This is a genomic window from Streptococcus sp. 714 (assembly GCF_013277115.1).
In the GTDB taxonomy this organism is placed as follows: Bacteria; Bacillota; Bacilli; order Lactobacillales; family Streptococcaceae; genus Streptococcus.
Genome location: NZ_VMMH01000004.1, coordinates 54332 through 67247, shown reverse-complemented (window position 1 = coordinate 67247; position 12916 = coordinate 54332). Strand labels below are relative to the sequence as shown.

The 12916-nt window shown below is 43.1% G+C and carries 14 protein-coding genes and 1 pseudogene; 13 read left to right on the top strand and 2 right to left on the bottom strand.

Going from position 1 to position 12916, the window contains the following annotated elements:
• Positions 1 to 133: 133 nt before the first annotated feature.
• The gene (locus HT718_RS02000) at positions 134 to 586 is read right to left on the bottom strand and encodes a universal stress protein (RefSeq protein ID WP_000079148.1); all 453 of its coding nucleotides are present in this window, start codon (positions 584 to 586) and stop codon (positions 134 to 136) included.
• 160 nt (positions 587 to 746) lie between these two features.
• Here HT718_RS02000 and HT718_RS01995 point away from each other — a divergent pair, with 160 nt between their 5' ends.
• The 4 genes from HT718_RS01995 to HT718_RS01980 all read left to right on the top strand — a co-directional run bounded on the left by HT718_RS01995 (position 747) and on the right by HT718_RS01980 (position 4802).
• On the top strand, positions 747 to 1040 hold the full coding sequence (locus HT718_RS01995) for a hypothetical protein (protein ID WP_033679642.1): 294 nt from the start codon (positions 747 to 749) through the stop codon (positions 1038 to 1040).
• 155 nt (positions 1041 to 1195) lie between these two features.
• Positions 1196 to 2410, top strand: a complete 1215-nt coding sequence (locus HT718_RS01990) for a pyridoxal phosphate-dependent aminotransferase (protein WP_173266934.1) — start codon at positions 1196 to 1198, stop codon at positions 2408 to 2410.
• 154 nt (positions 2411 to 2564) lie between these two features.
• On the top strand, positions 2565 to 2699 hold the full coding sequence (rpmH, locus tag HT718_RS01985; protein WP_000831905.1) for a 50S ribosomal protein L34: 135 nt from the start codon (positions 2565 to 2567) through the stop codon (positions 2697 to 2699).
• A 138-nt stretch (positions 2700 to 2837) separates the two neighbouring features.
• The gene (locus HT718_RS01980) at positions 2838 to 4802 is read left to right on the top strand and encodes a peptide ABC transporter substrate-binding protein (RefSeq protein ID WP_173266932.1); all 1965 of its coding nucleotides are present in this window, start codon (positions 2838 to 2840) and stop codon (positions 4800 to 4802) included.
• Between the two features lie 221 nt (positions 4803 to 5023).
• On the opposite strand, the pseudogene HT718_RS01975 reads toward HT718_RS01980, so the two are convergent.
• Positions 5024 to 5179: pseudogene (locus tag HT718_RS01975) on the bottom strand (amino acid permease); the annotation flags it as partial.
• Between the two features lie 156 nt (positions 5180 to 5335).
• Here HT718_RS01975 and HT718_RS01970 point away from each other — a divergent pair.
• The 9 genes from HT718_RS01970 (at position 5336) to purR (ending at position 12906) form a co-directional block, all read left to right on the top strand.
• Entirely contained in the window at positions 5336 to 6109 is a 774-nt protein-coding gene (locus HT718_RS01970) for a TatD family hydrolase (protein ID WP_173266930.1), read from the top strand.
• A complete protein-coding gene (gene rnmV / locus HT718_RS01965) occupies positions 6109 to 6675 on the top strand; it encodes a ribonuclease M5 (RefSeq protein ID WP_173266928.1) in 567 nt (188 codons plus the stop codon). Before HT718_RS01970 ends, rnmV begins: the two co-directional genes overlap by 1 nt.
• Positions 6676 to 6739: 64 nt before the next feature.
• Positions 6740 to 7612, top strand: a complete 873-nt coding sequence (gene rsmA, locus HT718_RS01960; RefSeq protein ID WP_173266925.1) for a 16S rRNA (adenine(1518)-N(6)/adenine(1519)-N(6))-dimethyltransferase RsmA — start codon at positions 6740 to 6742, stop codon at positions 7610 to 7612.
• 1 nt (position 7613) lies between these two features.
• Entirely contained in the window at positions 7614 to 8492 is an 879-nt protein-coding gene (gene rsgA / locus HT718_RS01955) for a ribosome small subunit-dependent GTPase A (RefSeq protein ID WP_173266923.1), read from the top strand.
• 10 nt (positions 8493 to 8502) lie between these two features.
• Positions 8503 to 9159, top strand: a complete 657-nt coding sequence (rpe, locus tag HT718_RS01950; RefSeq protein ID WP_049541050.1) for a ribulose-phosphate 3-epimerase — start codon at positions 8503 to 8505, stop codon at positions 9157 to 9159.
• Positions 9122 to 9784, top strand: coding sequence for a thiamine diphosphokinase (locus tag HT718_RS01945; protein WP_049541049.1), 663 nt, complete (start codon positions 9122 to 9124; stop codon positions 9782 to 9784). The genes rpe and HT718_RS01945 overlap by 38 nt, the downstream gene beginning before the upstream one ends.
• A gap of 1 nt (position 9785) precedes the next feature.
• The gene (locus tag HT718_RS01940; protein ID WP_049541047.1) at positions 9786 to 11042 is read left to right on the top strand and encodes a DNA recombination protein RmuC; all 1257 of its coding nucleotides are present in this window, start codon (positions 9786 to 9788) and stop codon (positions 11040 to 11042) included.
• Positions 11032 to 11973 carry a 3'-5' exoribonuclease YhaM family protein gene (locus tag HT718_RS01935; RefSeq protein WP_049541046.1) on the top strand — a complete coding sequence of 314 codons (942 nt, stop codon included), beginning with the start codon at positions 11032 to 11034 and terminating at the stop codon, positions 11971 to 11973. The genes HT718_RS01940 and HT718_RS01935 overlap by 11 nt, the downstream gene beginning before the upstream one ends.
• A gap of 105 nt (positions 11974 to 12078) precedes the next feature.
• Positions 12079 to 12906: a pur operon repressor gene (gene purR / locus HT718_RS01930; RefSeq protein WP_004238844.1), complete on the top strand. Its 828-nt coding sequence runs from the start codon at positions 12079 to 12081 to the stop codon at positions 12904 to 12906.
• The last annotated feature ends 10 nt before the right edge of the window (positions 12907 to 12916 follow it).

The window sequence follows — 12916 nt, the reverse complement described above, 5'->3', positions numbered from 1 at the left end:
TTTGAGGTTGCAGATGAAACTGACGAAGTCAGTAACATATACACGGCAAGGCGACGTTGACGTGGTTTGAATTTGATTTTCGAAGAGTATAAATAGTAAACAAAAAGGAGCGCTGAGCTCCTTTTCGTTGTAATTATAAGGTTTTTTCTTGTTCTCTCACAACCAGCAAATCGACCTTAGCATGGCGGAGGATGTATTCAGATGAAGAGCCGACCAAGAGGCGTTCAAAGGCGTTGAGACCAGTTGCGCCAACGAGGATGAGGTCTACTTCCTCTGCATCGGGAATAGTACGTGCCAAGAGGGTCTTTGGATTTCCCATTTCAATAACGATATGAACATCTGCTACACCAGCATCTTTAGCACGTTTTTCGTACTCTTTCATCAGACTTTCAGCGTCGACTTGGAGTTCTTCGTAAACTTCAGCATCAAAGGTGGATACGCTTTGGAGTGCTCGTGTGTCAATGACATGAGCGATGGTGAGTTTAGCGTCGTTTCGTAGAGCAGAATGGACTCCCTTGACAAAAGCCAAGTCCGCTTCTTTAGAACCATCAATTGCGACCATGATATTTTGGTAACGTTGTGCCATAATGAAACCTCCTGAAATTTTCTTACTATAATTGTAAACCTTTTCACTATAGAAGTAAAGCAAAAAAGTATTTTTCAAAAGAATCTTAGCGCTTAAAATCTATATAAATATATGATAAAATAAAAGAAAAGATAGCAGGAAACAAGTGAAGGGAGGGAGAATGATGAAAAACTCTTTTCAAACATCAAATTTCCTTTTTTATGGAATTATTTTAGTTTCAGTCGTGGTAGAAGTTATCATGATCTGGCAATTAGAGAGTCTGGTACCGCTTCTTTATCCAGGTTTTATCGGCTTTTTAGTCTTTCATGTACTCTACCATCTGCTCTTATTTCTAGTTGCAAAAAGAAGTGGGCGTTGGGATTGCTTGATGATATGGGGACTTTTCCTCATGTTCAATCTTCTTTATGACTCCTTTTTAGGCTTGCTTTTTCTAGGTTTATCTTTTGGTATGTGATGTGTCTTTGCAAAATGCCTGCTATCTCCCCTGTCTTGACCTCGCTTTTAGTGAGGCTTTTCTTCTGTAGGATTTTAGTAACACATTTCAGTAAACTTGTCGCATTCTCTTTCTAGTGGTATAATGTTACTATCTCGATGAATTGAGGAAACAAGATGAAAGAATATAACAAATCTAGTAAGTTAGAGCATGTTGCTTATGATATCCGTGGCCCTGTATTGGAAGAAGCCATGCGAATGAGAGCAAACGGAGAAAAGATTTTACGTCTGAATACAGGAAATCCAGCAGAATTTGGCTTTACAGCGCCAGACGAGGTCATTCATGACTTGATTATGAATGCGCGTGATAGTGAGGGGTATTCTGACTCCAAAGGGATTTTCTCAGCCCGTAAGGCCATCATGCAGTATTGCCAATTGAAGAAATTCCCAAACGTAGATATTGATGATATCTACCTTGGAAATGGTGTCAGTGAGCTGATTGTCATGTCCATGCAGGGACTTTTGGACAATGGAGACGAGGTCTTGGTGCCAATGCCAGACTATCCTCTCTGGACAGCCGCTGTCAGTCTTGCTGGGGGAAATGCCGTTCACTATATCTGTGATGAAGCTGCAGAATGGTACCCAGATATTGACGATATCAAGTCAAAAATCACTTCCAATACCAAGGCAATCGTCCTTATCAATCCAAATAACCCAACTGGCGCCCTTTATCCTGAGGAACTCTTACTGGAGATTATTGAGATTGCCCGTCAAAACGATTTGATTATCTTTGCGGATGAAATTTACGACCGTATGGTCATGGATGGACATGTGCACACGCCTGTGGCGAGCTTGGCACCAGATGTTTTCTGTGTTAGCATGAATGGTCTGTCAAAATCTCACCGTATAGCCGGTTTCCGTGTGGGTTGGATGGTCTTGTCTGGACCTAAGACACACGTTAAAGGCTATATCGAAGGGCTCAATATGCTGTCCAATATGCGCCTTTGCTCTAATGTTTTGGCCCAACAAGTCGTACAAACTTCCTTGGGTGGTCACCAATCAGTCGATGAATTGCTCCTTCCTGGTGGACGAATTTACGAGCAAAGAAATTTCATTTACAATGCTATTCAAGAGATTCCAGGTTTGTCTGCCGTTAAACCCAAGGCTGGACTCTATATCTTCCCTAAAATCGACCGTAATATGTACCGTATCGATGATGATGAGCAGTTTGTCCTTGATTTCTTGAAGCAGGAAAAGGTTCTCTTGGTGCATGGTCGCGGCTTTAACTGGCAAGAACCAGACCACTTCCGTATCGTTTACCTTCCTCGTGTCGATGAACTAGCCCAAATCCAAGAAAAGATGACTCGATTCTTGAAACAGTATCGTAGATAGGGCTTACATTCGAAAAAGCGCTAAAAAGCTGGAAACATTTGCCTATAGCTATTGACAAAAGTGAAAGAATCAGATAGAATAGTAAAGTATGTTTAGTAACTGATCACTTTATAGCCGGCTAAACGAATACAAAATCTATGAGGAGGTATTCATCGTGAAACGTACTTATCAACCAAGTAAACTTCGTCGTGCGCGCAAACACGGATTCCGTAACCGTATGTCAACTAAAAACGGTCGTCGCGTATTGGCAGCTCGTCGTCGTAAAGGACGCAAAGTTTTGGCTGCATAATCCAAACGAACCATAACAAAAATCAGTAGGAACTCGAGTCTACTGATTTTTATTTTTGTAAAAAAGTTCAAAAAGGCTTTATATTTTTGCTCAAATAGTGTATAATATTTCACATACTGTAAAAAATGGAGAATAATCATGAAGAAATCAAAAGTTATGCTTTTTGGAGCTATGGCTTTGACAGCAGGTCTAGCTCTAGCGGCATGTGGGTCATCCCAATCAAGCAATGCAGACAAGACGTACTCTTATATCTTTGTCAATAACCCAGATACCTTGGATTATATTACCTCTACACGAGACTCTACATCTAGTATCACAACCAACTTAGTTGATGGTTTGTTGGAAAATGACCAGTATGGAAATCTCATTCCCTCTATGGCTGAGTCATGGACGGTGTCAAAAGATGGTTTGACCTACACTTATAAAATCCGTCAGGGGGCTAAATGGTACACTTCTGAAGGAGAAGAGTATGCAGATGTAACCGCTCATGACTTTGTGACAGGTCTTAAGTATGCGGCTGATAAAAAAGCTGAAAACTTGTACTTGGTACAAGACTCTATCAAGGGGCTAGCAGATTATGTTGAAGGGAAATCATCTGATTTTGGAACTGTTGGTGTTAAGGCGGTGGATGATTACACACTACAATACACCCTCAACCAACCGGAGACTTATTGGAACTCTAAAACAACAGCAAGTATCCTTAGTCCCGTAAATGAAGCCTTCTTGAAGTCTCAGGGAGATGACTTTGGAAGTGTGACACCATCAAGTATCTTGTCAAATGGTCCTTACTTGTTTAAATCCTTCACATCCAAATCTTTGATTGAATTTGATAAAAACCCTAATTACTGGGATAAGGACAATGTTAAAATCGAGAAAGTGAAGCTCTCTTTCTTTGACGGTTCTGACCAAGACAGCATTGCTAGAGGTTTCTTGGATGGTAATTATACAGATGGCCGTATCTTCCCAACAAGCTCAGTCTTTGCTGAACTCAAGAAGGGCAATGAGGACAAGATTACCTATACACCGCAAAACTCAGTTACCTTCTATTATCTTTTCAACGTGAATCGTCAAAGCTACAAGCAGACGATGAAACAGTCTGATAAGGAAAAGACAGATTCACGCGCAGCTATGCAAAATAAGGATTTCCGTCAAGCTATCAACTTTGCCTTTGACCGTCATGCTTATGCAGCGCAGACAAATGGTGAAGATGGAGCAGACCGTATCTTGCGTAACACAGTTACACCAAGTAACTTTGTCCAAGTTGGCGATAAGAACTTCGGTGATATTGTCAATGAAAAAATTGTCAACTACGGTAAAGATTGGGCAAATATTAACCTAAATGATGGTAAGCAAGCCTTCTTGAACCCTGACAAGGCCAAAGAGAAGTTTGCTAAGGCCAAAGAAAGTCTTCAAGCTCAGGGAGTAACCTTCCCAATTCATTTGGATATGCCAGTTGACCAGACTGCTAAGTTAGATGTGCAACAGGCTGGTTCTTTCAAACAAACAGTAGAAGCCACTCTTGGTAAGGAGAATGTAGTCATCGATGTTATCCAACTTTCTCCAGATGAAAAAGACCAAGCAACCTACTTTGCAGATACAGCAGAACAAAAAGACTACGATATTGACATCTCAGGATGGGGTGGAGACTACTCAGATCCGAAGACTTACCTAGCTATCCTTGATCCAGAGACAGGTTCTCAGTTGAAAAACATGGGCTTGACTGAAGGAAAAGACAAGGAAATTAAGGACAAGATTGGTCTTTCTGACTACAAGAAACTCTTGGATCAGGCTGACGCTGAAATCACAGATACTCAAGCTCGTTATGAAAAATATGCTGAAGCCCAAGCTTGGTTGACAGATAGCGCCCTCTTCCTACCAGTTCAAAGTGGCGGAGCTAACCCAATTTTCCGTAAGACTGTACCGTTTACAGGACCATTCTCATTCGTTGGTCATAAGGGAAATGCAGATAACTACAAATATGTTGAATTGCAAAAAGAGCCAGTAACTGCTAAACAGTACCAAGAACTTTATGAAAAATGGCTAAAAGAAAAAGCTGAGTCGAATAAAAACGCTCAGGAAGATTTAGCTAACCACATTCAATAATATTCCTAGTCATGCTTTTTGGTTAAGCCTAGTGACTGGATTCAGAAAAAAGGTCCTACCAGATGCTTCTTGGTTCTGGTAGGGCCTTTTCTTTATTCTTTTAAGTGATAAGAGTAGCTAGCGACAACGACGTCTTGGTGCCAACGAAGGGCGTATTTGAGTTTGAGACTCATCTGATTGTGCAGGATATTTTGTCAAGGTTTATTAGGGATAAACTGGTGTAGGAGGGCTACTTGCTCAGGTCCATAGGCGATGGAGGACAGAGCGTTGCTTGACAACATGGCTAGTGCCTGCATTTTTCCCAGTAGTCCCCTTTCGCCTTCGGTTAAGGACTTAAGAGGACGACCGATAAAGGTCTGTTTTAATTTTGTAAACATGGTATTTTCCTTTACTGAAAATTTCAATAAGTGCTATTATACTGCTTTGAAAAAATAGCGTCAAGAGATGACAATAGATTTTAGAATATTTTTTGCAGACGAGGAGAGAGGGCAGTTTTTTGGTATAATAGTAGATAGAAAACGAGGTTAGAAGAGATGATTTTTGATACACATACACACTTGAATGTAGAAGAATTTGCTGGTCGTGAGGCAGAAGAAATTGCCTTGGCCGCTGAGATGGGGGTGACACAGATGAATATTGTTGGTTTTGATAAACCGACGATTGAGCGTGCTCTAGAGTTGGTAGATGAGTATGACCAGCTTTATGCGACAATCGGTTGGCATCCTACAGAAGCTGGGACTTATACAGAGGAGATTGAAGCCTACTTGCTTGACAAGCTCAAGCATCCCAAGGTGGTTGCCTTGGGTGAGATTGGTTTGGATTATCATTGGATGACAGCGCCAAAAGAGGTGCAGGAGAAGGTTTTTCGCCGTCAGATTCAGCTATCTAAGGACTTGAATTTACCTTTTGTTGTCCATACCCGTGATGCGCTGGAAGACACCTATGAGATTATTAAGAGCGAGGGTGTTGGTCCTCGTGGAGGTATCATGCATTCATTCTCAGGACCTATTGAATGGGCAGAGAAGTTTGTCGAGCTGGGCATGACCATTTCCTTCTCAGGAGTGGTAACTTTCAAGAAGGCAACTGATATCCAAGAAGCAGCTAAAGAGTTACCTTTGGACAAGATTTTGGTGGAGACGGATGCGCCTTACTTAGCACCTGTACCCAAGCGTGGTCGCGAAAACAAAACAGCCTATACTCGCTATGTAGTAGACTTTATCGCTGATTTGCGTGGCATGACAACAGAAGAGCTAGCAGTAGCAACGACTGTAAATGCAGAACGCATTTTTGGATTGGACAGCAAGTAATGAAAGAGAAAATTTCCCAAGTCATCGTGGTTGAAGGTCGCGATGATACGGCCAATCTCAAACGTTATTTCGATGTAGAGACCTATGAGACACGAGGTTCTGCCATCAATGACCAGGATCTAGAGAGGATTCAGCGCCTGCACCAGCGTCATGGGGTCATCGTTTTTACAGACCCAGATTTTAATGGAGAGCGGATTCGTCGCATGATTATGACGGCCATTCCAACAGTTCAGCATGCCTTTCTCAAACGAGATGAAGCTGTTCCCAAGTCCAAAACTAAGGGGCGTTCTCTGGGAATTGAGCATGCCAGCTATGAAGACCTGAAAATGGCTCTAGCTCAGGTGACAGAACAATTTGAACATGAGAGTCAGTTTGACATTAGTCGTAGCGACTTGATTCGCCTTGGTTTTCTAGCAGGAGCAGATAGCCGTAAGCGTAGAGAATACCTCGGAGAGGCTCTCCGAATTGGCTATTCTAACGGCAAGCAACTCCTCAAGCGCTTAGAGTTGTTTGGGGTTACTTTGGCAGAAGTGGAAGAAGCTATGAAATCTTATGAGAATAGCTAAGCAGACCCTAAATGTAAGGGGAATGTGTTACAATAGTAGTAACAGATAATAGAAAAGAGAATAGATGAGAATTGCAGATTATAGCGTGACCAAGGCAGTGCTGGAGCGTCACGGTTTTACCTTTAAAAAGTCCTTTGGGCAAAATTTCTTGACGGATACCAATATCCTTCAAAAAATCGTGGATACGGCTAAGATTGATGACCAGGTCAATGTTATCGAAATCGGGCCAGGTATTGGTGCCTTGACCGAGTTTTTGGCAGAGCGTGCAGCAGAGGTCATGGCCTTTGAAATTGACCACCGTTTGGTACCGATTTTGGCAGATACCCTGCGTGATTTTGACAATGTGACCGTGGTCAACGAGGATATTCTTAAGGTCGATTTGGTGCAGCATATTCAGAATTTCAAAAATCCTGACCTACCAATCAAGGTAGTAGCTAACCTACCCTACTACATCACGACACCTATTCTCATGCACTTGATTGAAAGTGGCATTCCGTTTAGTGAGTTTGTGGTCATGATGCAAAAAGAAGTGGCGGATCGTATCTCAGCTCAACCGAACACCAAGGCCTATGGTAGCTTGTCGATTGCGGTGCAGTATTACATGACTGCCAAGGTTGCCTTCATTGTACCTCGTACGGTCTTTGTGCCAGCGCCAAATGTGGACTCGGCTATCTTGAAAATGGTGCGCCGTCCAGAACCAGCTGTAGCAGTGGAAGACGAGAACTTCTTCTTTAAAGTTTCCAAGGCTAGCTTCACCCACCGCCGCAAGACCTTGTGGAATAACTTGACAGGTTATTTTGGCAAGACTGAGGAAGTCAAGGACAAATTGACAAAGGCTCTAGACCAGGCAGGCTTGTCACCAAGTGTACGTGGGGAAGCTCTCAGTTTGGAAGAGTTTGCCAGCCTAGCAGATGCGCTTAAAGGACAAGGACTGTAAAATGCAGGGACAAATCATTAAAGCCTTGGCTGGGTTCTACTATGTAGAGAGTGATGGCAAGGTTTATCAAACACGAGCGCGTGGAAATTTCCGTAAAAAAGGTCATACCCCTTACGTTGGGGATTGGGTCGATTTTTCTGCCGAGGAAAATTCAGAAGGCTATATTCTCAAGATTCACGAACGGAAAAATAGTCTGGTTCGACCGCCTATTGTCAATATCGACCAAGCTGTAGTAATCATATCCGTCAAGGAACCTGATTTTAACAGCAACTTGCTGGATCGTTTCCTGGTTCTTTTGGAGTACAAGGGCATCCATCCCATTGTCTATATTTCCAAAATGGATTTGTTGGAAGATAGGGAAGAACTGGATTTTTATGAACAGGCTTATGGTGACATCGGCTATGACTTTGTGACCAGTAAAGAGGAACTCCTGCCTTTGTTAACAGGCAAGCTTACGGTTTTTATGGGGCAGACAGGTGTTGGGAAGTCGACTCTTCTCAACAAAATCGCGCCAGACCTTAATCTTGAAACGGGAGAAATCTCAGATAGTCTGGGTCGTGGGCGCCATACCACTCGAGCTGTTAGTTTTTACAACCTCAATGGGGGTAAAATCGCAGACACACCAGGTTTTTCATCATTGGATTATGAAGTATCAACGGCGGAAGACCTCAATCAGGCCTTCCCAGAGATTGCCACTGTCAGCCGAGACTGCAAATTCCGCACTTGTACCCATGCCCATGAGCCTTCTTGTGCGGTCAAGCCAGCTGTTGAAGAGGGAACCATTGCGTCCTTCCGTTTTGATAATTACCTGCAATTCCTCAGTGAAATTGAAAATCGCAGAGAAACCTATAAAAAAGTCAGCAAAAAAATTCCAAAATAAGGAGAAACCTATGTCTCAATACAAGATTGCTCCGTCAATTCTGGCAGCAGATTATGCCAACTTTGAACGTGAAATCAAACGCCTAGAAGCAACTGGGGCAGAATATGCCCATATCGATATCATGGATGGTCACTTTGTACCGCAAATCAGTTTTGGTGCAGGTGTAGTCGAAGCTCTTCGACCACATAGTAAGATGGTCTTTGACTGCCACTTGATGGTGGCGAATCCTGAACACCATCTGGAAGACTTTGCGCGTGCAGGGGCAGATATTATTAGCATCCATGTAGAAGCAACGCATCATATCCATGGAGCACTCCAAAAGATTCGTTCACTTGGTGTTAAACCTTCAGTTGTTATCAATCCTGGTACGCCTGTTGAAGCTATTAAGCACGCCCTTCATCTAGTTGACCAAGTCTTGGTGATGACAGTGAACCCTGGCTTCGGTGGGCAAGTTTTTCTACCTGAAACCATGGATAAGGTTCGTGAGTTGGTTGCCCTTCGTGAGGAAAAAGGCTTGAACTTTGAAATCGAAGTCGATGGCGGGATTGATGATCAGACCATTGCTCAGGCTAAAGAAGCTGGTGCGACCGTTTTTGTAGCAGGTTCCTATGTCTTTAAGGGAGATGTCAATGAGCGAGTACAAACTCTCAGAAAACAACTGGACTAGAGTTGCCGTTTTTGCAGGCGGAGACCGCGGTCATTATCGGACGGATTTTGATTGCTTTGTCGGTGTGGATCGGGGCTCGCTCTGGATCTTGGAGGAAAAACTTCCTCTCGCCCTAGCAGTTGGGGATTTTGATTCTGTAACGGAAGAAGAGCGACAGTTGATTCAAAAACGTGCCCAGCATTTTGTTCAAGCGCGACCAGAAAAAGATGATACTGATTTGGAATTGGCTCTCTTAACCATCTTCGAGCAAAATCCTCAGGCCCAGGTTACTATTTTCGGTGCGTTGGGTGGCCGTATTGACCATATGTTGGCCAATGTCTTTCTGCCTAGCAATCCCAAGTTAGCACCTTATATGCGTCAGATAGCGATTGAGGACGGGCAAAATTTGATTGCCTATTGTCCGGAAGGGACCAGTCAGCTAGAACCACGTTTGGACTATGACTACCTAGCCTTTATGCCAGTTCGGGATAGCCAGCTGACCATTCTTGGTGCCAAGTATGAGTTGACAGAGGAAAATTTTTTCTTTAAAAAAGTGTACGCTTCTAACGAATATATAGATAGGAAAGTTTCGGTGACTTGCCCAGATGGCTATGTGGTTGTCTTGCATAGCAAGGATAGGAGGTAGGATGGAGACTGTATTACTACTATTATTAATTGCCAACCTAGCTGGACTCTTTCTGATTTGGCAAAGGCAGGATAAGCAGGAAAAACATTTAAGCAAGAGCTTGGAGGATCAGGCAGATCATCTGTCAGACCAGTTGGATTACCGTTTTGAACAAGCCAGACAAGCCAATCAGTTAGATCAAAAAGATTTGGAAGTGGCTGTCAGTGACCGCTTGCAAGAAGTGCGAATGGAATTGCACCAAGGCCTGACTCAGGTCCGTCAAGAAATGACAGATAGTCTCCTCCAAACCAGAGACAAGACCGATCAACGCCTGCAAGCCTTGCAGGAATCAAACGAGCAACGTTTGGAACAAATGCGCCAAACGGTCGAGGAAAAGTTAGAAAAGACCTTGCAGACTCGCTTGCAAGCTTCCTTTGAGACAGTTTCCAAACAACTGGAGTCGGTCAATCGAGGTTTGGGAGAAATGCAGACAGTTGCGCGTGATGTCGGGGCCCTCAACAAGGTTCTCTCTGGAACCAAGACGCGAGGGATTTTGGGAGAATTGCAACTGGGGCAAATCATCGAAGACATCATGACTCCTGCCCAGTATGAACGAGAATATGCAACGGTTGAAAACTCCAGTGAACGAGTGGAGTATGCTATCAAGTTACCTGGACAAGGCGACCAGGAATATGTCTACCTACCAATCGACTCTAAGTTTCCACTGGCAGATTATTACCGCTTAGAAGAAGCCTATGAAGCAGGCGATAAGGACGAAATCGAACGCTGTCGCAAGTCACTTCTAGCAAGTGTCAAGCGCTTTGCCAAGGATATCAAGAGCAAGTACATAGCACCGCCTCGGACGACCAATTTTGGAGTTTTGTTTGTTCCGACAGAAGGTCTCTACTCAGAAATTGTCCGAAATCCGGTCTTCTTTGATGATTTGAGACGGGAGGAGCAGATTATTGTTGCTGGCCCAAGTACCCTATCAGCCCTCCTCAATTCCCTATCAGTTGGCTTCAAGACCCTCAATATCCAAAAGAGTGCTGACCATATCAGTAAGACTCTTGCTAGCGTCAAGACCGAGTTTGGCAAGTTTGGTGGCATTCTGGTCAAGGCACAAAAACATCTCCAACATGCCTCTGGCAATATTGATGAATTATTAAATCGTCGCACTACAGCTATCGAGCGGACGCTCCGTCACATTGAGTTATCAGAAGGTGAGCCTGCGCTTGATCTACTCCATTTCCAAGAAGATGAGGAAGAATATGAAGATTAGTCACATGAAAAAAGATGAGCTGTTTGAAGGCTTTTACCTAATCAAGTCAGCTGACCTGAGACAAACTCGCGCTGGGAAAAATTACCTAGCTTTTACCTTCCAAGATGATAGTGGCGAGATTGAAGGGAAACTCTGGGATGCCCAACCACATAACGTTGAGGCCTTTACCGCAGGTAAGGTTGTCCATATGAAAGGGCGCCGAGAAGTTTATAACAATACCCCTCAGGTCAATCAAATCACCCTACGCTTGCCTCAACCTGGCGAACCAAATGACCCAGCTGATTTCAAGGTCAAGTCACCAGTTGATGTCAAGGAAATTCGTGACTACATGTCGCAAATGATTTTCAAAATTGAAAATCCTGTTTGGCAACGAATTGTTCGAAATCTCTACGCCAAGTATGATAAGGAGTTTTACTCTTACCCAGCAGCCAAGACCAACCACCATGCCTTTGAAACAGGCTTGGCCTATCATACGGCGACCATGGTGCGCTTGGCAGATGCTATTAGCGAAATCTATCCTCAGCTCAATAAGAGCTTGCTCTATGCAGGAATTATGCTACATGACTTGGCCAAAGTTATCGAGTTGACGGGACCAGACCAAACTGAGTATACAGTCAGAGGCAATCTCCTTGGACATATCGCTCTGATTGATAGTGAAATTACTAAGACAGTGATGGAACTCGGCATAGATGACACCAAGGAAGAAGTCGTTCTGCTTCGCCATGTTATTCTCAGCCATCACGGCTTACTAGAATATGGAAGTCCGGTTCGTCCACGTATCATGGAGGCGGAGATTATTCATATGATTGACAATTTGGATGCTAGCATGATGATGATGTCAACAGCTCTGGCTTTGGTGGATAAGGGAGAGATGACCAATAAAATATTCGCTATGGACAATCGTTCCTTCTATAAACCAGATTTAGATTAATAATTTAAGAAAAATGAGCATTTTTTAGGATAAGAATGTTCGTTTTTTTATGTGAATATGGTATAATGGATAAAATATCAAAATTAAATGAAATGGGAAATAGAAATGAAATTAAGAAGAAGTGATCGGATGGTTGTCATTTCCAACTATTTGATTAATAATCCTTATAAACTAACTAGTCTTAATACTTTTGCTGAAAAGTATGAATCTGCTAAATCATCCATCTCAGAAGATATCGTGATTATCAAACGTGCCTTTGAGGAAATCGAAATCGGCCACATCCAGACAGTTACTGGGGCTGGTGGGGGTGTCATCTTCACACCATCAATCTCAAGCCATGATGCTAAGGAAATGGTTGAGGACTTGCGTGCCAAGTTGTCAGAAAGTGACCGTATCTTGCCAGGTGGCTACATCTACTTGTCAGATTTGCTTAGCACTCCAGCTATTTTGAAAAATATTGGTCGCATTATTGCCAAGAGCTTTATGGACCAAAAAATTGACGCGGTTATGACAGTAGCGACCAAGGGTGTGCCACTTGCAAATGCAGTTGCCAATGTCCTCAATGTTCCTTTTGTCATTGTGCGCCGTGACTTGAAAATTACCGAAGGTTCAACTGTCAGCGTCAACTATGTTTCAGGTTCAAGTGGTGACCGTATTGAGAAAATGTTCCTTTCAAAACGCAGTCTCAAGGCAGGCAGCCGTGTCTTAATCGTAGATGACTTCTTGAAAGGCGGAGGGACGGTCAACGGGATGATCAGTCTTTTGCGTGAGTTTGATTCAGAATTAGCTGGTGTCGCAGTCTTTGCGGATAATGCCCAAGAAGAACGTGAAAAGCAGTTTGACTACAAGTCACTCTTGAAGGTAACCAATATTGATGTCAAGAACCAAGCCATCGATGTTGAGGTTGGAAATATCTTTGATGAAGATAAATAAGAGATAGAAC

Excerpts from the sequence above, each read along its gene's own strand:
- HT718_RS01990 (WP_173266934.1), top strand. The coding sequence starts at position 1,196 with ATGAAAGAATATAACAAATCTAGTAAGTTAGAGCATGTTGCTTATGAT.
- rnmV (WP_173266928.1), top strand. The coding sequence starts at position 6,109 with ATGAAAGAGAAAATTTCCCAAGTCATCGTGGTTGAAGGTCGCGATGAT.
- rpe (WP_049541050.1), top strand. The coding sequence starts at position 8,503 with ATGTCTCAATACAAGATTGCTCCGTCAATTCTGGCAGCAGATTATGCC.
- HT718_RS01970 (WP_173266930.1), top strand. The coding sequence starts at position 5,336 with ATGATTTTTGATACACATACACACTTGAATGTAGAAGAATTTGCTGGT.
- rsmA (WP_173266925.1), top strand. The coding sequence starts at position 6,740 with ATGAGAATTGCAGATTATAGCGTGACCAAGGCAGTGCTGGAGCGTCAC.
- HT718_RS01945 (WP_049541049.1), top strand. The coding sequence starts at position 9,122 with ATGAGCGAGTACAAACTCTCAGAAAACAACTGGACTAGAGTTGCCGTT.
- purR (WP_004238844.1), top strand. The coding sequence starts at position 12,079 with ATGAAATTAAGAAGAAGTGATCGGATGGTTGTCATTTCCAACTATTTG.
- rsgA (WP_173266923.1), top strand. The coding sequence starts at position 7,614 with ATGCAGGGACAAATCATTAAAGCCTTGGCTGGGTTCTACTATGTAGAG.
- HT718_RS02000 (WP_000079148.1), bottom strand. The coding sequence starts at position 586 with ATGGCACAACGTTACCAAAATATCATGGTCGCAATTGATGGTTCTAAA.
- HT718_RS01995 (WP_033679642.1), top strand. The coding sequence starts at position 747 with ATGATGAAAAACTCTTTTCAAACATCAAATTTCCTTTTTTATGGAATT.
- HT718_RS01940 (WP_049541047.1), top strand. The coding sequence starts at position 9,786 with ATGGAGACTGTATTACTACTATTATTAATTGCCAACCTAGCTGGACTC.
- HT718_RS01935 (WP_049541046.1), top strand. The coding sequence starts at position 11,032 with ATGAAGATTAGTCACATGAAAAAAGATGAGCTGTTTGAAGGCTTTTAC.
- HT718_RS01980 (WP_173266932.1), top strand. The coding sequence starts at position 2,838 with ATGAAGAAATCAAAAGTTATGCTTTTTGGAGCTATGGCTTTGACAGCA.